At 41.4% G+C, this 20846-nt stretch carries 22 protein-coding genes and 2 pseudogenes; 13 read left to right on the top strand and 11 right to left on the bottom strand.

Translation table 11 applies throughout. The features are described from left to right. The first annotated feature begins 55 nt into the window (after positions 1–55). The 5 genes from IQ230_RS02950 to IQ230_RS02970 all read left to right on the top strand — a co-directional run bounded on the left by IQ230_RS02950 (position 56) and on the right by IQ230_RS02970 (position 1981). On the top strand, positions 56–1057 hold the full coding sequence (locus tag IQ230_RS02950) for a photosynthesis system II assembly factor Ycf48 (RefSeq protein ID WP_193930602.1): 1002 nt from the start codon (positions 56–58) through the stop codon (positions 1055–1057). Positions 1058–1271: 214 nt separating this feature from the next. Next, the gene (gene psbE, locus IQ230_RS02955) at positions 1272–1526 is read left to right on the top strand and encodes a cytochrome b559 subunit alpha (RefSeq protein ID WP_193930603.1); all 255 of its coding nucleotides are present in this window, start codon (positions 1272–1274) and stop codon (positions 1524–1526) included. 9 nt (positions 1527–1535) lie between these two features. After that, entirely contained in the window at positions 1536–1667 is a 132-nt protein-coding gene (gene psbF / locus IQ230_RS02960) for a cytochrome b559 subunit beta (RefSeq protein WP_099699908.1), read from the top strand. Positions 1668–1676: 9 nt separating this feature from the next. Beyond that, positions 1677–1802, top strand: coding sequence for a photosystem II reaction center protein L (locus IQ230_RS02965; RefSeq protein WP_015188885.1), 126 nt, complete (start codon positions 1677–1679; stop codon positions 1800–1802). Positions 1803–1861: 59 nt separating this feature from the next. Next, positions 1862–1981: a photosystem II reaction center protein J gene (locus IQ230_RS02970; protein ID WP_099699906.1), complete on the top strand. Its 120-nt coding sequence runs from the start codon at positions 1862–1864 to the stop codon at positions 1979–1981. A gap of 126 nt (positions 1982–2107) precedes the next feature. Here IQ230_RS02970 and psaI read toward each other — a convergent pair whose 3' ends face one another. Beyond that, the gene (gene psaI, locus IQ230_RS02975; protein ID WP_099700283.1) at positions 2108–2227 is read right to left on the bottom strand and encodes a photosystem I reaction center subunit VIII; all 120 of its coding nucleotides are present in this window, start codon (positions 2225–2227) and stop codon (positions 2108–2110) included. A 567-nt stretch (positions 2228–2794) separates the two neighbouring features. Between psaI and IQ230_RS02980 the strand changes: the two genes are divergently transcribed. Continuing rightward, positions 2795–3529 carry a metallophosphoesterase family protein gene (locus IQ230_RS02980; protein ID WP_193930604.1) on the top strand — a complete coding sequence of 245 codons (735 nt, stop codon included), beginning with the start codon at positions 2795–2797 and terminating at the stop codon, positions 3527–3529. A gap of 6 nt (positions 3530–3535) precedes the next feature. Here IQ230_RS02980 and IQ230_RS02985 read toward each other — a convergent pair whose 3' ends face one another. Continuing rightward, the gene (locus tag IQ230_RS02985) at positions 3536–4387 is read right to left on the bottom strand and encodes a M48 family metallopeptidase (protein ID WP_193930605.1); all 852 of its coding nucleotides are present in this window, start codon (positions 4385–4387) and stop codon (positions 3536–3538) included. Between the two features lie 381 nt (positions 4388–4768). Here IQ230_RS02985 and IQ230_RS02990 point away from each other — a divergent pair, with 381 nt between their 5' ends. After that, positions 4769–5293, top strand: coding sequence for a DUF4330 domain-containing protein (locus IQ230_RS02990; RefSeq protein ID WP_099699903.1), 525 nt, complete (start codon positions 4769–4771; stop codon positions 5291–5293). A gap of 37 nt (positions 5294–5330) precedes the next feature. Here IQ230_RS02990 and IQ230_RS02995 read toward each other — a convergent pair whose 3' ends face one another. Continuing rightward, complete coding sequence (locus IQ230_RS02995) at positions 5331–6257, bottom strand: alpha/beta fold hydrolase (protein ID WP_193930606.1); 927 nt, start codon at positions 6255–6257, stop codon at positions 5331–5333. A gap of 121 nt (positions 6258–6378) precedes the next feature. Next, positions 6379–6879 (bottom strand): hypothetical protein, encoded by a 501-nt coding sequence (locus IQ230_RS03000; RefSeq protein WP_193930607.1) that lies wholly within the window; start codon positions 6877–6879, stop codon positions 6379–6381. Between the two features lie 44 nt (positions 6880–6923). Between IQ230_RS03000 and IQ230_RS03005 the strand changes: the two genes are divergently transcribed. Further along, the gene (locus IQ230_RS03005; RefSeq protein WP_193930608.1) at positions 6924–7616 is read left to right on the top strand and encodes a polysaccharide deacetylase family protein; all 693 of its coding nucleotides are present in this window, start codon (positions 6924–6926) and stop codon (positions 7614–7616) included. An 810-nt stretch (positions 7617–8426) separates the two neighbouring features. Next, positions 8427–9602 carry an RNA polymerase sigma factor RpoD gene (gene rpoD / locus IQ230_RS03010; RefSeq protein ID WP_193930609.1) on the top strand — a complete coding sequence of 392 codons (1176 nt, stop codon included), beginning with the start codon at positions 8427–8429 and terminating at the stop codon, positions 9600–9602. A gap of 202 nt (positions 9603–9804) precedes the next feature. Here the strand turns inward: rpoD and IQ230_RS03015 are convergent. The 5 genes and pseudogenes from IQ230_RS03015 to IQ230_RS03035 all read right to left on the bottom strand — a co-directional run. Continuing rightward, positions 9805–9933: pseudogene (locus IQ230_RS03015) on the bottom strand (chlorophyll a/b-binding protein); the annotation flags it as partial. Positions 9934–10177: 244 nt separating this feature from the next. After that, positions 10178–10357 carry a chlorophyll a/b-binding protein gene (locus tag IQ230_RS03020; protein ID WP_193930610.1) on the bottom strand — a complete coding sequence of 60 codons (180 nt, stop codon included), beginning with the start codon at positions 10355–10357 and terminating at the stop codon, positions 10178–10180. Positions 10358–10481: 124 nt separating this feature from the next. Next, positions 10482–11813 carry an ABC transporter ATP-binding protein gene (locus IQ230_RS03025; protein ID WP_193930611.1) on the bottom strand — a complete coding sequence of 444 codons (1332 nt, stop codon included), beginning with the start codon at positions 11811–11813 and terminating at the stop codon, positions 10482–10484. Between the two features lie 252 nt (positions 11814–12065). Beyond that, positions 12066–13151, bottom strand: coding sequence for a glycerate kinase (locus tag IQ230_RS03030; RefSeq protein ID WP_193930612.1), 1086 nt, complete (start codon positions 13149–13151; stop codon positions 12066–12068). A 107-nt stretch (positions 13152–13258) separates the two neighbouring features. After that, positions 13259–13591 (bottom strand): DUF565 domain-containing protein, encoded by a 333-nt coding sequence (locus IQ230_RS03035; RefSeq protein ID WP_193930613.1) that lies wholly within the window; start codon positions 13589–13591, stop codon positions 13259–13261. Between the two features lie 123 nt (positions 13592–13714). On the opposite strand from IQ230_RS03035, the gene IQ230_RS03040 reads away from it, so the two are divergent. Further along, the gene (locus IQ230_RS03040) at positions 13715–14236 is read left to right on the top strand and encodes a hypothetical protein (RefSeq protein ID WP_228054539.1); all 522 of its coding nucleotides are present in this window, start codon (positions 13715–13717) and stop codon (positions 14234–14236) included. A 179-nt stretch (positions 14237–14415) separates the two neighbouring features. Continuing rightward, on the top strand, positions 14416–16227 hold the full coding sequence (locus IQ230_RS03045) for an ArnT family glycosyltransferase (protein ID WP_193930614.1): 1812 nt from the start codon (positions 14416–14418) through the stop codon (positions 16225–16227). 990 nt (positions 16228–17217) lie between these two features. Here IQ230_RS03045 and IQ230_RS03050 read toward each other — a convergent pair. Beyond that, positions 17218–19431, bottom strand: a pseudogene (locus IQ230_RS03050) (ATP-binding protein); the annotation flags it as partial. A gap of 393 nt (positions 19432–19824) precedes the next feature. Beyond that, positions 19825–19953, bottom strand: a complete 129-nt coding sequence (locus tag IQ230_RS27255) for a hypothetical protein (protein ID WP_265576184.1) — start codon at positions 19951–19953, stop codon at positions 19825–19827. Positions 19954–20083: 130 nt separating this feature from the next. On the opposite strand from IQ230_RS27255, the gene IQ230_RS03055 reads away from it, so the two are divergent. Together IQ230_RS03055 and kaiB are read left to right on the top strand one after the other, a co-directional pair. Further along, positions 20084–20428, top strand: coding sequence for a circadian clock protein KaiA (locus tag IQ230_RS03055; protein WP_193930616.1), 345 nt, complete (start codon positions 20084–20086; stop codon positions 20426–20428). A gap of 58 nt (positions 20429–20486) precedes the next feature. Continuing rightward, entirely contained in the window at positions 20487–20807 is a 321-nt protein-coding gene (gene kaiB, locus IQ230_RS03060; RefSeq protein WP_193930617.1) for a circadian clock protein KaiB, read from the top strand. The last annotated feature ends 39 nt before the right edge of the window (positions 20808–20846 follow it).

A 20846-nucleotide genomic window follows, 5' to 3' on the forward strand; every position in this document is an offset into this window, starting at 1 on the left:
TTCCTTGACTTTTTCCCTCAATTCCTTCTTTTTATCACAAGTCATACAGATACTAATGCGTTCACTATTTGAAAATTGGCAACGAGTCGTTATTTTATTAGCAGTTTTTTTGTTGTGTATTGGGTGTAGCAATACTCCCTCTGTTAGTAATAATCCTTGGAAAGTTATTACTTTACCTACAGAGTCTAACCTTCAAGACATTGCCTTTACAGATAATAATCACGGCTGGCTTGTCGGTAGTAAAGCAACACTTTTAGAGACAACTGACGGCGGAGAAACTTGGCAGCCGATCGCTCTAGATTTAGGAGAGCAAAACTATCTTTTCTCTTCAGTGAGTTTTACAGGACAGGAAGGTTGGATTGTAGGAGAACCTGCACTTTTGCTACACACGACCGATGGAGGTAAATCTTGGGAGCAAATTCCGCTGAGTGAAAAGCTTCCTGGTAATCCCAACACAGTAGTTGCTTTGGGCGCTAACTCAGCAGAGATGACGACTGATGTCGGCGCGATCTATCGCACGACAGACAGCGGTAGAACTTGGAAAGCTATGGTACAAGAGGCTGTAGGAGTAGTCCGCAACATTGCTCGCGCAGCAGATGGTAGCTATTTAGCAGTTTCTGCCAAAGGAAATTTTTATTCAATTTGGAAGCCAGGACAAGAAGCTTGGGAGGGACATAACCGCAATAGTTCTCGGCGCGTACAAAACATGGGTTTTGCACCAGATGGACGCCTGTGGATGTTAGCGCGGGGCGGTCAAGTACAGTTCAGTAAACAGGATAATCTTGACGAATGGGAAGAAGCTAAATACCCTGAATTTTCTACTAGTTGGGGTTTGCTTGATTTAGCCTACCGTACTCCAGAGGAAATTTGGGTAGCTGGAGGTAGTGGCAATTTACTATGTAGTTTTGATGGTGGTAAAACTTGGCAAAAAGATCGTGATGTGGAAAGTGTTCCTTCTAACCTTTACAAAATAGTTTTTCTGTCACCAAAAAAAGGGTTTATTGTTGGTCAAAGAGGTATTTTGCTCAAGTATCAAGAATCTAGTGCAACTGCATAAAATGATTGACTGATTAACTTGATGAAAAATTTCTCAAAATACTAACAAAACTGAATTATGTATTAGAAAGGTATCTTTTTTTATCTTTCTCTGTCATGGGAGGAATTTTCTAAGCAATGCTACCTAACAAGAGAAAATTATCATGAGTTAAGTACTTTTTCATGAAGTTTCATAGGATAATTTAGTCATAAGAGTTATCGCAGGAGGACACGAAATGTCAGGCTCAACAGGAGAGCGTCCATTTTCGGATATCATTACCAGTGTACGGTACTGGGTAATTCACAGCATCACCATTCCAGCTTTATTTATTGCTGGTTGGCTGTTTGTTAGTACAGGTCTGGCTTATGATGTTTTTGGTACACCTCGACCTAATGAGTATTATCCCCAAGAACGGCAAGAATTGCCTATCATAGACGACCGCTATCAAGCAAAACAAGAGATTAGACAATTTACCAATAGCAACGATTAATTCAAAATCATGACTAGTAATACTAATCAACCAATTCAGTATCCAATTTTTACCGTAAGATGGCTGGCAGTTCACACCCTAGCTGTACCAACAATCTTCTTTTTGGGTGCGATCGCCGCTATGCAGTTTATTCAACGTTAGGAGGAACCTATGCCCCCGCAAAGAACACCAAATCCTAATAATCAACCGGTTGAATTAAATCGCACTTCTCTCTATCTCGGTTTACTATTAGTTTTCGTTCTCGGTATACTGTTTTCTAGTTATTTCTTTAACTAGTTGGGACAGTTACGGTTAATCGCCAATGTAAGTTGTCATCGCTCAAGGAGAATTAAGCTGTGTCTGGAAGTGGAAGAATTCCTTTGTGGATTATTGCAACAGTTGCTGGCTTGGGTGTAATTACGATTGTGGGAACTTTCTTTTATGGTTCCTATACTCATTTAGGCTCTTCTTTGTAGAGCAACACTCACGACCAACAGCCACGTTATAAAAATGTGATTTATGTGGCACATTTAAAAGAAAACCGCTTATCTCAAAAAGATAGGCGGTTTTTTGATGTTAAGTTAAAGTTTCCTAATTAGTGATTAGATTCCTGAAGGATCTTCACGTTCAATGTAAAGCAACAATAGCGCCATACCTACAGCAGGAAATACCAAACCAGTAAGTGGAACTAAAAGTGAGGGCAGAAAAGATGCTGAAAACATAACAAATCCTATTAAAGTGCAAGTCATGATTGAGAATGAATTTACTGCAAATTTTTACAGTTTTGCTAGAATCTCAAAATTTTTAACAAATTTTGAAGTTATTCACTAAGATTGTGTCAAAGTTTTTCAAGAAACTTAATTTTATTTAATCATTCTTTATATTCTAGGTGGCGTTAACATTTGGCTGCAGCCAATCAAACTTATGACTCAAAAAAATAGTGATTATCCTGGCATAGGCGATCGCAAAAAGTTGTTTAACAGTATGTCTTAACTATTTCATCAAGCGACAACCGTAAATTTAGGTAGGTAAGTAAATATTACCTGATAATTCCAGTGTTTCCCCTCATTTAAGCTGTAGTGAGATTAATAGATAATAAGACTGTGCTGAAAATAGATGAGTCAAAAATTATACGCAAACTTCAATAAAGTACTGATAAAACTTTAAATTTAGATTCCTAGAAATCACTAGAATAAAAGTATATCTACTCAAGACTGCCACGTATTTATTTCATGAGTCGCGGCAGAAGTTGTATTTAAACTAAGTTAATTTTTTTACGGGGTTATCGCATGAGCGAAGCAAGCCACCGTCGCATTGTCATAGGAGATATCCACGGTCACTATGACGGTTTAATCAAACTACTAGAAGCGATCGCCCCAGGAACCAGCGACGAAGTATATTTTTTGGGGGACTTAATTGATCGAGGACCACAAAGTGCCCTCGTTGTTGATTTGGTTAAGCAATCTTACCCTTGCTTGCTAGGAAATCACGAACAGATGTTGCTGAATGTCTTGAGCGATCGTGCTTCGTATCATATGAAGCACGCGTGGCTTCAGAGTGGAGGTAATGCAACATTAAATAGCTATAAGGACAGTACAATCCCTCAAAGTCATTGGGAATGGATGCAAAGCTTACCAACGTACTTAGACTTAGGAGATATTTGGTTAGTTCACGCTGGAGTTAATCCTAAAATTCCATTAGAAAAACAAACAGCAGAACAGTTATGCTGGGTACGCGATGAATTTCACAGTATATCTGAACCCTACTTCCCCGATAAATTGATTATCACTGGACACACGATTACTTTTACCTTACCTGGCGTCAACTCCGGTGAAATTGCCCAAGGAAGAGGTTGGTTGGACATTGACACCGGCGCATATCATCGTAAAAGTGGCTGGTTAACTGGGTTAGACATCACAAACAGCTTAGTCTATCAAGTGAATGTGTTTCGTAACGCATTGCGGACTTTACCATTAGCAGAAATTGTAGCGACAGTTAATCCAGCCGAGGTAGCACGTTCTTAAGCACAACTACAATAATGGTCGAATTCTGGCTCGGTAAGCAGCGGAATCTAAACCATCTCCAACATTTGCAGTCTGAGTGTTAATTGCACTTCGTAACCGCGTAATGCGATCGCCTGTTGCTGGGTGGGTACTCAAGAAAGTAGGCACCGATCTGCCATTTTGCCTGAGTAGTTTTTCCATAAAAGCAACCGTCGCAGATGGTGGATAACCAGCACGTATTGAGTTCGCTAATCCCCGTTGATCGGCTTCAAACTCATCTTCGCGACTATTAGGACGCCGTAATGCCAAATCGACACCAATTTGGATAGCACGGTTACGATCTAAGCCAGCAACTGAAGCAACTCCACTAGCAATAGCTGTTTGACGCATTTGTTGAATTGCATGACGACTGGCAATATGACCAATTTCGTGCGCCATCACGCTGGCAAGTTGAGCTTCATTCTCAGCAAGTCGAATTAAACCCGTATTGAGATAGACAAAGCCACCCATTGTGGCAAAAGCATTAATGCCATTGTCATCAACAACTTGGAAGGTATAAGGAATTCCACTGCGATCGCTTGCCGGAACTAAACGCTGACCGATTTGATTAATGTAGCGATTAACATCTGAATTGCGGTAGAGACGAACTTCTCGACTCACAAGTTGTTGATTAATTTGTTTTCCTAATTGAACTTCCTGAGTGTCAGAAATATTCGATAGCTGAATAATCTGAACTCCACGAATCAGTAAATCAAAGATCGAAAAGGCTTGTGATACTGCAGGCGTACCTAACCACAGCGCCAGCACTACGAATATTGATAATAGAGGATAAACTAAGCGACGTCGGAAACGATACAAAATAAAAGAGAAATTGAACATACTCCGTTGCTGAAAAAAAACTAGATAAACAGCAATATGCCATCCGGCACGCTCCGCGAACGCCTGCCATGACGTTTCTACTCAGTTCGAGTAGACGACACTGCTTACAATGGGATTCACTACAACATCAGACGTCTCTAGCTACCTATATGTTGCATTTTAAATAAAGGGTTCACTGATCAAAGGTTAGAGTTAAATAAAAGAATGATTCTAAGCTTGTGTTGCGTCCTAATTGACCACTGGTATAAAACGAAAATAGTGCGAGCCTCGATAAACGTTGTATACCTTTTCAAGATTACCAAGTAACACAATTTGAAACTAACCCTTACATCCAACATTAGACGTGATAAGCTGGGCGACGGTGGTTAACTTTTAAGAATCATGGCGATTTTGGATTCTAAAGGACGCTTGTTTGGCAAGCTTAGTATTCTCGACTTAGGGGCAGCTTTAGTAATCCTCCTAGTTATTGTTGGCATCTTTTTCTTTCCTGGTACTTCCGGTTCTGTGGCTCAAGTTGGGGTAACAACAAAACCGATCGAAGTCGACTTAATTGTTCGAGGTTTAAATGTCCGCGATCCTCAACAAATCTACAGCGAGGGCTTGAAGGAAGGTGGTAAAACCAACATTATTATCCGCAATCAGCCTTACGGTCAGATTGAAGTGAAGTCGGTGAAACAATTGCCCAGAACTCTGCTCGTACCGCAGCCTGATGGTTCGATCAGAGAAATGTCTGATCCCAGAGCCAATCAATTCAACACAGACATGCTATTGACCCTCAATGGCAAAGCGCAAATTACCAGTACAGGACCAGTTTTAGGTAATAGCAAGCTAAAAATTGGGATGCCTGTTGAACTTGAAGGCTTTAACTACAACTTCAACGCCACGGTAATTGACGTACGGACATGATCTTAAGAGAGGTCAGGGGTCAGGGAAGCTTGGTAAGCTAACTTCTGGCTTCTATCTCCCTTGGTTCTTCCTGAGTGAGGACAGTTAAAAAACGCCGAATTAGACCAATAGTGACTGCGGGTAGTTCTAATTGTGGTGTCAGCCCTACATTATCCAAAGGCTGAAACACGCGGATTGCTTGCGGATTCATTGCTGCAAATCGGCGTCCAATTTCTGGACCTGTAAATTGTGACTTTTGACCCCAGATGATCGCTGTCGGCACACTCAACTGAGGAACGTACAAGGACAAATCAAAACAGAGATCGCCACGAACAAATGAAAGGGCGGCATATTCGGCATTTGGCTGCTGCGCAGATTCTAAATAGGCTTCGACAATTTCTTGATAAATGCGGTTGGCGCTGGCAAATTGACGTTGCTCTAGAAAACTACGAATGCCGTTACTAGTGGCAATTCCGGTACTATAAAGCAAGCGATCCAGAATAGGAGTACTGACTAACTGCGCAAAAAAGCTCCGCGAATAGTTTTCTCCAAAATCCGACAATCCTGCAGGAGTTGTCAAAATTAGGGATTTGAATAACTCTGGACGAGCGATCGCTAATCGCAGGGTAAACGCTGCCGTTAACGAAGAGGCAATCACTGTAACTGGGCGATCGCAAATTTGTTCCAGAAATTCTGCAATTGTCGTCAGATAGTCATCAATTGTGTAATTACGGGCAGGATGCTCCGAACGACCCCAACCAATTAAATCAGGTGCCATGACTTGATATTCTGCTGCGAATGCCGGATAAACCTTTGACCACTCGTAAGCAGAAGAACCGCCACCAAAACCGTGTAAAAATACTAATTTTTCTCGATTGTCATCTTCAGTTGTCTGACGCCAAGGCGCACCACTTGCAGTGTAGTAAACTATTCTGCCAAGTGAAGTCAGCACCGATTGCTGCTCAAAACCGAGTGGCAGAAACATAACTTTTTCTCCAGCAATTGACTACTACTTCTTCTATAATGCGCGGTTCTGGTGTTGTTCGTCATGCTAATATTGGCTGCCATGTCATATTGGTAGATAACCGTACACCTTGCCTCGTCTTCTACAAAGGCTCAGCTTTTTCGACTGAAGAGTTATTGACTCCCAAGGTTAGCTGTAAGGGGCGCTGTGCGGGGTAGGCTTTTACGACTTGTCTGTAAACTTGATAGTTTGTTGGCAGCGTTCTTGGTTTGCTAGCTTCGATATACGTTATTTGATAATTTACAGATTTTAATAATTCAGGAGTACTAGGTTGTTCTTGGGGTTTTTGTCTTTGTTCAATTTGATCGACCGTTGGTCGAGGCGGTAATGCAGGCCACCACAAACCTTGGTCATCGGGACCCGTGACTGCATCTGGAGGCTGTTGACCGTTGCGATTGAGCAAAGAAGTTGCGGCAAATGTTTCAAAGCGTGGTAGTTTATCGCTCGGACTCGTAGAATATTTGACTTGCCAAGTGTAGGTAGTTTGTGCGGTTGCTTGATACTGGTTAATCGTTAAAGTGGTACAACTTGTGAGTGCGATCGCACTCGTGATGCCGATCGCGACTGTAAAAAACTTCTTCAAACTCTTACTCACACTAAATACACGATTTTCTGACAATAACAAAAATGCAGTTGGCTCCCTTTTTTCCTATCCTCTACCGAATTTTACAACCCTCTTTTCCACACTGTCTTTGGGCTGGTAATCCAAATTTAAAAACAGTTGCTTTGACTTTTGATGATGGTCCGCATCCAACTTATACCCCTCAATTGCTGGAAGTGTTGGATCGCTATGCTATTTCTGCAAGTTTTTTTTGGCTAGGTGCTTGTGTTAATCGCGCTCCTTTTACAGCCAAGTCTGTTTATGAGCGGGGACATTGGATTGGTCTGCACGGCTACGATCATCGCTCGTTTCCGATGTTAACTACAGCAGAACTCAAGCAGAGTTTATCTGCTACCCAAGAGGCAATCTCGACAGCTTGCCGCATCGATCCTAACTCTGTGCGTGATGTCAGACCGCCTAATGGTTTATTTACTCCACAAGTTTTAAATTCGTTACATCAGTGGCAATATCGCTCAGTGATGTGGAGTGTTGTCCCCGAAGATTGGGTACGTCCAGGAATTGGAACTGTTGTACAGCGTGTACTTCAGCAAGTCACTAATGGCTCAATGATTGTCTTACACGATGGTGTCTGTGGTGGACAAGATGTCGCAGCGATCGCCGCGCAGCTAGTGCCTCAATTGCTGCATCAAGGCTATCAATTTGTAACGGTAGATACTTTATGGCAACAAGCCCAAGCCTTCACTAGTAGACGCTTTTAGTATCATTGTTTCTCTATTCTCTTTGCTTTTTAGATTAAACTCTTAATGATTATCTGTCACTCTGACGCAGAATTCACTACAATAGCAGGAAACTGTTTAGTAATTTGTCAAGGTTATTTAGGTTGAAATTTAGTTCCAACCTTAGTTAAGCTGAGGTAAAGACAATAGTCGAAATTAAGCTAATTATATAGTTGACTTGTAGCTCGGTTGAGCCTGCTGTCAAATCTCTGACAGAGGAACGTAGACACGAGCAAACAACTTAGACTTGTACCTTTAACTTCGACAAATTAGATCCTGAGAGAATGTTTATATGAAGAAAGGTAAAGAACTCGGTTAGCCGCAGGACTTGCCTTTAAATGTGTTGTGAATAACACGCAGATTGCTTATTCTCTCAAATCATCCGTGAGAAAAGAACTACGAATTGAGGAGACAATTTTAAAATTTCACATGGCTTTATTAATTTAGGAGACTATGCCTGTAGAAATTTATATGATTCAACACACAAAATCAATGCAATTTTTGTGAAACAGGCTACAATCAAAACGATCTTTACAACTTTTTTAAAAGAGTTGTATCTGGCATAGCTCAATATACTGGGCGTTAAGCTGTACAAGCAAGTCGTTTCCCGTAGGAAACCAATCCGTCAACAAATTGTTGTGAGGAATATTATTAACTGCTTGATTCTTTGCGATCGCCAAAAACCTTTTCTAAGTAAATGCTCTTTACAGTAAGTGACAGCTTATTCGTAAAGACACTAACCAAAATCATGAGTAATTGATTGTTGACATTAAGGAGCATGAGGAACGCGGCATGAACCCGGCTAACAACGTACTCGAAACCATTCATCAGCCTGAACTCGAAGACACAACCAATCAACCTGAAGGTGTTTTAGATCTCATCACAATTGAAGATGACGATGATTTAGTCATTCTTGACGGAGATGACGCTGATGATTTTCTAGAAGCTCAGCCTGATGAGGACGACGCTAAGTCTGGTAAAGCCGCTAAATCCCGTCGGCGGACGCAAACCAAGAAGAAGCACTATACAGAGGATTCAATTCGCCTCTATTTACAAGAGATTGGACGGATTCGGCTACTGCGAGCAGATGAAGAAATTGAACTCGCACGGAAAATTGCTGAGTTATTGGAAATGGAACGAGTTCGCGAAAGACTGTTAGAGCAGTTGGATCGCGAGCCACAGGATAGCGAATGGGCAGAAGCTGTACAGTTATCTTTGCCAACCTTTCGATATCGCCTTCATGTCGGACGACGGGCAAAAGACAAAATGGTGCAGTCAAACTTGCGTCTTGTTGTTTCTATCGCCAAAAAGTACATGAATCGAGGTCTTTCTTTCCAAGACTTAATTCAGGAAGGAAGCCTTGGTCTAATTCGCGCAGCAGAAAAGTTTGACCACGAGAAAGGTTACAAGTTTTCAACTTATGCCACCTGGTGGATTCGCCAAGCAATCACGCGGGCGATCGCCGATCAGTCTCGTACAATTCGCCTCCCAGTTCACTTATACGAAACGATCTCTCGCATCAAAAAAACAACAAAACTACTTTCTCAAGAAATGGGTCGCAAGCCTACTGAAGAAGAAATTGCTACCCGCATGGAAATGACTATTGAAAAGCTACGCTTTATCGCTAAATCGGCTCAATTACCAATTTCATTAGAAACGCCCATCGGCAAAGAAGAAGATTCCCGACTGGGCGATTTTATTGAGTCTGATGGGGAAACACCAGAAGATCAAGTGTCTAAGAGTCTCTTGCGTGAAGACTTAGAAAAAGTTTTAGATAGTCTCAGTCCTAGAGAAAGAGATGTTTTAAGACTGCGCTATGGACTAGATGATGGTCGGATGAAAACATTAGAAGAAATTGGGCAGATTTTTAATGTCACCCGTGAACGCATCCGTCAGATTGAAGCTAAGGCACTGCGGAAGCTACGTCATCCCAATCGCAACAGTGTGTTAAAGGAGTATATTCGTTAAACTAACGCCTGATTAAAGGTCAAACTATAGCAATAAAAAGAAAAACGCCACATTTGATTGTGGCGTTTTTTGGTATTTACTCTATAAATCTGCTGTGCTTAGGCTATTTCGATTGACTTATCTTGGTACTGTTTAAAAACCTAGAGAATATCTCTGTAATCACACCACTCAAAATATTTCACTCATCACGGCGTTTTGTCGCTTAAAGAATGCCCCAGAAGTGTAAAACACCTTGACCAGCAAACAATTCAATTAAAATTGCGGCTAAGAAACCAATCATTGCCAGACGACCGTTCCAAATTTCTGCTTGAGGGGTAAAGCCCCAACGCCAAGCATTACGATCTTCCATAACTGGGGTTGTGACCTTGGTTGTGTTCTGCATAGTTGGCACTCCGGAATTAGTTTGTAACAATTTATTTAGCTCTGTAAATTAATATAACAAATATTTACAGAAAAGCAACAAGTAAGTTTCTAAAGTTTTTAGCGTTATCCAGATTGCTGCTCCTAAAAGTAAACGCTCTGAAAGTGTAAACAAGACCTTTAGAGCGCTTATATCGAGATGTAGAGGCAAGCGATTACATAATGCCCCAGAAGTGGAGAAAGCCTTGACCAGAGAACAATTCAATTAAAACCGCAGCTAAGAAACCAATCATTGCTAAACGACCATTCCACAGTTCCGCTTGGGGAGTGAAACCATAACGCCAAGCATTGCGATCGTCCACAACGGGAGGTGTCATTTTAGTTGTGTCTTGCATGGTTTTAGCTCCAAAGAGATTGTTTGTTAAGTAATGTAGCTCAATCTGTAAACAAATGTAACGCTGAGCTAGTTAGAATATCTCTCTCTAAGGTATGAAAGACATACAAGTTTGCCAAGAACGACTACTCGAACCAAATTGCCTGACCACTGTCGTACTCAAAAAAATGAAGCTTATCAAGTGATAGTGATAGCCATAGTTGCTCGCCAACAGCTACCTTACGATCAGGTGGAATGCGCACTTGTAGAGTATTTGTTGCAGTAGTAGCAATCACAGATGGTTGTACTCCTTGCTTGACAAAGCTGACAGCAAGATATGTATCATTACCCAATGCTTCTACTAAGTCTACTTGAACTAAAAGATTTTGCGGTGCAGGCGTACTCAAGTAAAAATGCTCTGGTCGAATACCTAAAATCAGTGTTTGACGATTGTAGTTCTGTAGCACATTTGCCCATTGTTCTGGCAGTGAGAAGTGGAACTGCGGATGAGCGATCGACAACGGCGTGTGAAATTGAACAGGCAGAAAATTCATTGGTGGCGAACCAATAAATTCAGCAACAAAGCGCGTTGCTGGACGATTATAAAGTTCTAGTGGTGGGGCGACTTGCTGAATTTGTCCTTGATTCATAACCGCAATGCGATCGCCCATTGTCATTGCTTCGGTTTGGTCGTGGGTAACGTAAACAGTTGTTGTACCGAGTTGACGTTGTAGCTTGACAATTTGGGCACGAGTTTCTGCCCGAAGTTTGGCATCAAGGTTAGATAAAGGTTCATCCATCAAAAAAACTTGTGGATTGCGGGCGATCGCCCGCCCTAAAGCAACGCGCTGTTTTTGTCCGCCAGAAAGTTGTTTCGGCAATCGATTGAGTAGTGCTTCTATTTGCAGTAATTGCGCGACATTTCGTACACGTTCGTCAACTGCACGTTCGCGTGCCGTCGTATAACGTAACTGCTTTGGCAACCCCCGCGTTACTCCCACTAACAAGTTATCTAACGAACGATTCTTACCCTCACCCCTCACTCCTCGCCCCTCACCCCTCATTGTCCGCCGCAGTCCAAATGCCAAGTTGTCGTAAACCGTCATGTGGGGATAAAGCGCGTAGTTTTGAAACACCATTGCAATATCTCTTGCTTTCGGTGGTAATTCGTTTACCAAGCGATCGCCTACCCAGATATTGCCTCCCGATATTTTCTCTAGCCCAGCGATCAAGCGCAGTAAAGTACTTTTACCGCAACCTGAAGGTCCTACCAAGACCATAAACTCACCATCAGCGACGCTCAAACTAATGTCGTGCAAAACACTGATACTTTGCTTATGTTCTCGACTATTGCGTTCAACCATTGATGGCGAGTCAAGTGGCGCAAGTGGAGATGAGTGTGCAACTACCGGAGTCACTCGTTCATTATGCCGAGTGGGAAAGCTTTTATAAACGTTCTCCAAAACAACTTGCGCCACGATAGTTCATTCCTAGTGTTTGCGTTTTCTCGATCACGGTTAGCATCGCGTCAAAGTAGCGAACCGATTTATACTGAATTCTATAGCAATGGTCAATTTAGTTAAGACATTATTAAAGATTTGAGTTTTGAATTTTCAGTTGTTCGCTTTCCAAAGGTGCCGGAGGCAATTATTTTGAGTTTTGAGTTTTGAATTTTGAATTAAAAGAATTTTCTTATACTGAACACTTGACTACTCAACACTCTCTTAAACTCATAACTCTCCGTCCCCCTGACCTCTCCTATAGCTAGCGAGATCGCCTGGACGATAAACTCTCCTAGGAGAATGGTCTGGATCAATTTCTACTACTAAATCAACCCAAGTGGGAGGAGTTAATAAAGGCTTAATAAATAACTCTGGATGAAGCGATCGCCAAAAGTACTTGACAAAATTTTCAACTTCTGCATCAATCATTCCAGCTTGACCGGCGGCAATTTGATCGTGTTCTGCGTCTTTACGCCATGTTAAGCTGCGACGATAGTCCTCAGGGTAGAGCAAAATTAAAGAGTCGAGTTGCTCCCATAAAGGTAGATATTCGTGTAACCGAGCATTCATGTCGCGGGCAAATTCGCGATCGGCATGTGTATCAATCGGTGGTGGAGCTAGATTAAATTGTTGCGGATCGATTGGTCGGACGCCCACAAACCATCCTTCAAACAAAACAATATCAACAGCCTCGATAATTTCGGGTTGAGTGCGATCGCCAGCACCACTATAAGCCGACTTATCAAAGCGAGGTATGGCAATCGGTTGGGAATTAGGTTGACGTAATTTTTGCAGTATTGTTAAGCCCAAATCAACATCATGTGTTCCTGGGGGACCGCGCCAAATCAAGCGCGGATCGTGCTGTCTTAACGCCAGGCGCTCGTGATAAGTTTTGTACAAGTCATCTAAGGACAAGCTAACTGTACGATAGCCCAAGCGATCGAGAATGAGAGTGAGAATTGCACTCAGGGTAGTTTTTCCTGTACCTTGTCCGCCTAAGATTCCTTGAATTAAAGTTCTTTGTAGTTGTTGGCGAGAGGCTGCTAGCTGCATCGCCAAAGGTAGCCAAAAATCCCACAGTGTATCGATTAGCTGATTTGGTGAATACAAACGTGCTTGACAAAAGTCACTAAAAGCTGGATAAACCGCACGTAGTAAATGCGATCGCTTTTGTACAACTTGCGCCACATTTTTTGAGGTAATGTCAAAGGCTTGAGCACGTAAAGGATCGGCAAGCATTGCTTGTGCTATACGTTCATCGGGTAACACTGCATTCGCTAAAATCTGACTTAACCATAAATTTGCCGTTCGCATAACTTAACGATTTTTTATGTTGGGTAATGGGTAATAGGTGAATATTCGTTTTCATTAGCAATTACCAGTTACCGCTTCCCCAGCCCTGATGTAACGTTTCACTTAATTTAAGAACCAAGTTTAAACGCTTCTAAGAACAAACTATAAATTAGACCAATTTTGCCAGCATTTAATGCTTCCAGCCAAAGTCCACGCTGTTTGCGCCACGCATTACTGTAATAAATTCGGTCAACAATTTCACTCCATGCCACTAAAACGCCTGCACCGATGATGTCCCAGTCAGCCGCCTGTCCCGCGATCGTTGAAATTGCCGAGCCAAGAAAAAAACCAAACAATACACTAATAATTAGTAGCGATAGCTTACGCCAAGGATTGAAAAACCATCTTCCGAGTTGTCCGGCAATGGAATTAAAAAGATCGTTAAGACGGGTATTTTGCATCTTTGTTAAATGCTCAAAATAAGCTGCTAACTAGCTTTAAGCCTGTTTCAAGGATAATAGGAGGATTTTACACAGTATATAAATACAGATTACAGCCTGTTACTCTTTTAGTCTTTAAAAATTATGAATATGAAATCGTTGGTGCATCCTGCGGTTATTATTGGTTCTATATTAGGAGTTTTAGGGTTAGTGTGGATAGCGCTACAGTTTAGCGTCACGATTGAAATTGAAGAACCTGAACCTTCACCAGTCAATACAATTCCAGCAACGCGATCGCCTGCTCCTACTCCAACAACACCAGTACAAGATGCTGTACCCACACCGAATCCGGCTGCAATAAGTTCAGGTGCATTGCGCATGAGTAACCAAACAGATCAGCCCGTGCGAATAGCACTACTTGCCAAGCGATCGTCCAACACATACAGCGAAGCACCTGCCCATTGGGATTTTGCCCCACTAGAAGGCAGTACTGAAGGATTGATTTTATCCCTACCAGAGGGCAATCTCACATTAAATAAGGGCGATATTGTCGTTGCCTTTGCGCAAGATGGTTCTGGGCGCTATTGGGGACCTTACGTTGTCGGTGAAACTCCTACTCCAGTTTGGAACAGTCAAGTTCAAGAATGGCAACTTACTTTGAATTAGGGGTGAGGAGTGAGTGGTGAGTTGTGAGTGATGAGTTTTGAGTTTTGAGTTGTATGGAAAACACTATTCTTTCCCTGCTCCTCTGCTCTCTTCATGGAACTGACGAATTGTAGGCGAGTCATCTAATTTATCATTGGGTTACAATTTGCAATTGCCTACAAGTACACATAGTTAGCTGCATGAAACTTAGGTTCGACCGTGCTTTAGATTCTTGGGGAAATACTGGAGATCGTTCAATTCGAGCTTGGATTGTGTCGATTGCTTGGTTGTTAGTCATCGGTTGGCTAGCATTCTTCTGGAATTTGGGCAGTACTGGCTTGGTGGATGAGACAGAGCCATTGTTTGCGGAAGCTGCAAGGCAAATGACAGTAACAGGAGACTACATCACACCATATTTTAATGAGGAAACACGATTTGATAAGCCGCCTTTGGTTTACTGGCTAATGGCGATCGCTTATTCAACAATCGGTGTAAATGAATGGGCGGCGCGTCTACCTTCGGCATTTAGCGCTTTTGCGTTAGTTTGCTTGGGTTTTTATACATTACTATTTTTCGGTGTTGGCTCCTCTGACTCTGACACTCGCTCCACTCTCCGAGAAGGGCAAAGCCCTACGCCCCTAACTCCTCGCTCCTTCTTCTGTGCTGGCTTGGGTGCAGCGTTAATTGCATTGAATCCGGAAACAATTGCCTGGGCAAGAATTGGCGTTTCGGATATGTTGTTAACAGGGTGTATGTGTAGTGCGTTGTTGTGTTTCTTCTTAGGATACGCTCAACCATTAAAACCCCAACAAGTACGGTGGTATCTTGCTTTTTATGTACTTGCAGCGTTAGCAATCCTCGCCAAAGGACCTGTAGGTATTGTTTTACCAGGAATCATTATCGGCTTATTTTTACTTTATGTTGGTAAGTTAGGCGAAGTACTGCGCGAGATGCGGATTCTTTGGGGCAGTTTATTGATTCTGGCGATCGCAATTCCTTGGTATATTCTTGTGATCGGTGCCAATGGCTGGAATTACATCAACTCGTTTTTTGGATACCACAATATCGAACGCTTTACGGGTGTTGTGAATAATCACTCAGCGCCGTGGTATTTTTACTTTTTGGTTGTCCTCCTCGGTTTTGCTCCTTGGTCGATTTATTTACCCGTTGCGATCGCCCAAACGAGATTTTGGCAAAGATCCTACTGGCGTTCCACCCACCGTTCAACACACCTGGGTTTATTTGCGCTCATTTGGTTTGTGGCAATTTTTGGCTTTTTTACAATCGCAGTCACGAAACTTCCTAGCTATGTACTACCTTTGATGCCAGCAGCAGCTATACTAGTTGCACTTCTTTGGAGCGATCGCCTCAATCGTCGAGAAGATAATCATCCGCGAACTTCGCGCTTTTTGTTGTGGAGTCACTGGCTAAATATCGCGTTCTTACTAAGCCTGTCTGCTGGACTATTTGTGTTTCCTCACCTCATTGGCTCTGATCCGGCAATTCCTAACTTACGCGAGTCGATTCAACAATCTAATTTACCAGTACTCGCAGGGCTAATTTGGCTAGTTGCGGCGATCGCTGGCATATTCTTTATCATCAAGCGACGTTGGCAAGGTTTATTAGCAGTAAACTTACTGGGATTTATAGTTTTTCTTGCCTTCGTTGTCACCCCAGCTTATTTTTGGATGGATCAAGCACGACAGCTACCGCTACGGGAATTATCTGCGATCGCCCGTCAGTCTGAACCCAACGAAGAATTAATTATGATCGGCTTCAAAAAACCAAGTGTTGTCTTTTACACTCAGCGCCCAGTGACTTATGTAAGAGAAATCGAAAAGGCTGCTGCCTACATTCAAGAACTTCAATCTAAGACATCACAACCGTTTTCTATCATGCTGTTGTCTTATCCAGGAAGGCTGCAACAATTGCAGCCACAGTTACCACAATATCAAAACCTTGGTGAAGCTGGTGCTTATCAACTTGTACGAGTTGTCAAAACCGAAAGCTAAAATGACTAATTAGTGCGAGGCATTGAGTGCCAATGTTTTAATGATTTTGTCTAGTAATTCTTGAATCGACAAGGAAGGCGGTAAAATTTCTGTGGCAATTCCTTGCAAAACTCCATCAAGTGTCACTTGCAAGTCTAAGCTATGATTTAAATTTTCCTGATGGGTTTCAAGGATTGAATGTAGTTGCCCATTCAACACTAAGATGGGTGGTAAATCTTCGTTTTCTAGATTTTGTAATGCTTGAAGAATATCCGAGTTTAGCTGTACATCTGCTAAACAAATTAATATTAAATCAACGCTTCCTTGTCTGATCTGAGTTAATGTTTCCACCCAAGAGTGGCTAATAGTACCTTTAAAACCGGCTGTCTCAAGATAGGGAATTAGAGCCTGAAACCACTCTGTACCAGGTGCTAAAGAATTGGCTGTACTTAGCTTCGGCTGTAAATCAGGTAGAGTCGCAACATCAGCAACTAAAATATTTGGTTTCCATTGCATCCCTGCGGCAAATTGCAATACAGATAATAATGTTTCTGGATCGCGTTTGTCTTGTGGAAGCAAGCAAGGAAAAACCGCAAGTCCTTCAATTTGATTAGCAGCTTGTGTCGTTGCCGTATCTAATGTCACAATTGGTAAAGCTGCTAGCTTAGAAAACTGACTCAAACTTTTTAGATAAGCAATAGGTTCGGCGATCGCTCCATCTAATAAGACGACATCTGGTTGCCAAATACTGACCAAAATTTCTGCTTGTTCTAAATCATCAGCTTCTAAAATTCGGTAGCGAATTTGTGATTTTGGAATGAGTGGTAAAGATTCTCCTCCGACTAACCGTAGAATTGTGATACAGTTCTTATTTGTCGTACCGATCGTCTGTGTTTCAGAATTAGCAACAGGTTCGTGACAAAAACGTGCCAAAAGTTGCGGTAAAATCTCTGCAGGTACCGGTAAATTAATACATTCATCAGCTCGATTTGCTAGGGCTTGCTCTTTTTCAGCTCTTGTCGTAGTCACAACTACTGGAATTTGTCGTGTTGCGGGGTCAGATTTTAATAAAGTCAACACATCCCAACCCGAAAGCAATGGTAGCAAAGGATTTAAAAATATAATTCCAGGTTGAAGTCGGCGTGCTTTCTCTAAAGCTTCGGTTCCAGAACGCGCGTTGACAACTCGATAACCTAAACTACTGAGTTGTTCTGTTAGATGTGCAATGTAACGAGGCGCAGCTTCAACAAGTAACACCAAACGGTTGCTTAGTTTTAAATTTTGGATTTTAGCTTTTGAATTGCGTTGTAGTATTTGTGATTTTTCATTTGTGTTTTGCAATTCCTCTTCAGAAATTGACAGTCTAAAGTCTGTTGGCGGATGTGGTGGTAATAATAATGTAAAAGAACTGCCTTTACCTTCTTTAGATAAAAAGCTCACGTCTCCACCATGTAAGCGCGCTAATGCTCTAGTTAAAACTAAACCGAGTCCTGTCCCCTTGAAGCGACGTGTTAAAGGATTTTCGAGTTGTTGAAATTTTTGAAAAATCAGGTGTTGTTGCTGTTCAGGAATACCAATTCCTGTATCCCAAATTGTAAAAGCAATCCAACCAGCCCAACGATTTACCCTGAGTCCAATTTCTCCGCCAGTTTCAGTAAATTTAAAAGCATTAGCAAGCAAATGAACGAGCATTTGTCGCAATCGCAATTCATCAGCGACTAAGGTATCTAAGCCTGGTTCAATTTCTAAGGTAAAACGATGTTCTAGTTCGGTTTGGGCGATCGCCTCTACAGAAGCTTGGCTATCTCGCGCTTGCATTACTCGTACTTGCTCAAGAGCGCGATCGCAAATATTGCTAATATTGACTTGCTCAATACTTAGCTTGAGTTGTCCTGTTTCCATACGAGTCAAATCTAGAATGTCATTGACAACACTCATAAGATGACGACCGCTTTGATGAATCAGCTTAGCGTAACGACTTTGTCGCTCGTTGAGTTCTCCTAAGGCTTGATCTTTTAATAATGTGGATAACCCAAGTACTGCGGTTAATGGTGTTTTTAGTTCGTGGCTAATACATGACAAAAATTCATCTTTGAGCCGATTCAGTTGAATTAGATCTGCATTTTTTGCTGCTAATTCGAGTGCTAGCTGCTGTTGTTCTGTCACATCTGTAGCGAGTAACAACCATAAATTGGGACTCATAGGTAACAGACGCGAGAAGCCTTCTGCTGAGTTTTGCTCAGTGTCGTTGATGCGAGCATCTAATTCTGAGTATTGTTCCTGCAAAGGAATTTTGACAAACTCCCATACGCGCTCTTGACCATTGGGTAGCGTCCAGATACAAATACATGTGTTAGCTTGTGTACCTAGCTGACACCGATTTGCAGTTCCAATAAATTCGGCTGGTTCTAAGCTAGACATACAATTGCTGACATTTACAGCATCGTATTCGTCAGTTTTTTGCGAAATTGATAAGAGTTGTTGAGTATGTAAGCTGCTTGCAGCATTGTTGTGATATTGATTAGCAACTGTTGCCACAACTTCAAAATTTTGTAGTTCTGATGAATACACTTGAGTTGTGACTGTCGCCGAGTCTAGAATTGATTCTACTTTACGCCGTACCTCCTCAGGATCGCTAAATCCGCCAAAATGTCTGCTCCAAGCTGAATTTTGCATCACAACTTCTCCTGTTGTTGTTTGCAATATCAGTGGACATGGTAATTTTTCTAAGAGTTGCACAAGCAAGTCTAATACCAATTGATTTTGGCGATCGCTTACCTGTTTCACTGCTTCGCTACTAGCTTTAGCAAAGTTTAAACATAAAAATTCTGATAACTGTACGCGATCGAGTAATCCCAGTAATTTTCCTGCTGGATCAACTAGCACCAAGTCGCAACGCGTGTTTTGTGGTGGCAAAGACTGTAGATGTAAGCCCAATTCCTCTATTTTTAAAGTGGCTGGTAGAACAACAATCTGTTCTATTAGTTTTTTATCTACTGTGCTGATCGCTTGATGAATTGTCTTTGTACCCGTTTGAGATTTACTATACAGGTACAACAGTAACTGTGCTGCTGATAAGATTCCGATCGGAACTTGTTCTTCATTCACTACAATTAGACGATCGCACTGCGTCTGTTGCAAAATCTCTAGCACTACTTTAAGCTGCGTCGTTTGTCTGCAGCTAGGTATCGTAGTAATAAAATCGTAAAGCTCAGGATTTGGCATTGACTCTATGCTATCAATTCTCTAAATTTGCGCTACAAGTGACAGATGCTCCAATGTTGAGCAGTAGAATCCCATCTCAAAATCAAAATTAGTAGCAGTGGAGTATTCTTGCTAATTTTGGTAACAAAGTGTATCGAGCCATCTACATAAATCCTTGACTTGAGATTATTTTTGTAACAGATAATTTACAAAATCTTCGTTCTTCAGCTTTCCTTTACTTTTGGCAGCTTTGTACCGCAATCCACTTGTCAATGCGTTATGACTGCTAGAAACAAGAATCTGAGCGAGGTTTTGGGAATTATAATGAATTACAATGCAGTAATAATTTGATTTAGTTTAACTTTCTTAATTTATTGATCCGACCCACCTCAATTTATACAAGTATTGCTTTACTTAAAGTAACTTTTGCAAAGTAGATGCTGGCAAAGCAGCGATCGCATAACTACCCTTTATTTTAAGAACGCGATCGCTTACCCTGAGATAGTAACGCTTGCTATCTTGCTCTGGCTTATTTTTAAGCAATTTTTTATCCCAGCAGTGCGGTAACTATTTATTTAAAGTAGGTCATACTACTTTGACACGTTTAATCAACTAATAGTTTGAATAAACTCACTTTACTGCACAGCAATCAAACAATGTCTGTTTTGGAGTTATGGATGACCACGACAACAAAAAAGCACCAGTTTTTCAGCAAATGGATTTAGAACGACAAAATTTGTTACAACAGCTCAAAGCAGACTACCGCCAAATCATCATAAATTACTTTGCAGGTGATAAAACTTCTAAGGAGAAGATTGATAATTTTATTCATAAAGTGTTTGATTATAACCTTCCCGTGCCACTAATTATAGAAATTCATATGGATTTAATTGATGAATTATCTAAACAACTCAAAGTTGAAGGACGAAGTGATGACATACTACTCGATTACCGTTTAACACTAATTGATATTTTGGCTCACTTATGCGAAATGTATCGTTGCTCGCTGACTCGTTAAAGACAAAAAATAATTTCTATCGTGTTTATTCAGATTTTTACATAACTTAAACGTTGTTATGAACGCACTTAAAAAAACTTATGTGTTGAAGCTGTACGTAACTGGAAATACTTATAGATCAGTGCAAGCAATTAAAACTCTCAAGAAGATTTTAGAAGAAGAGTTTCAAGGCGTTTATGCGCTAAAAGTCATTGACGTGCTTAAAAATCCGCAGTTAGCAGAAGAAGATAAAATACTAGCAACGCCTACCCTAGCTAAAATATTACCATTACCTGTCCGTAAAATTATTGGCGATTTATCTGATCGGGAAAAAGTACTCATTGGTTTAGACTTACTATACGAAGAGCTAAAGGAAGAAGAAAACAATGAGAGCGAGTAAGTATCTATATCTTTTTATTTATAGGCATTAATAATCTAA

The organism is Gloeocapsopsis crepidinum LEGE 06123 (assembly GCF_015207655.1).
Classification (GTDB): Bacteria; Cyanobacteriota; Cyanobacteriia; order Cyanobacteriales; family Chroococcidiopsidaceae; genus Gloeocapsopsis; species Gloeocapsopsis crepidinum.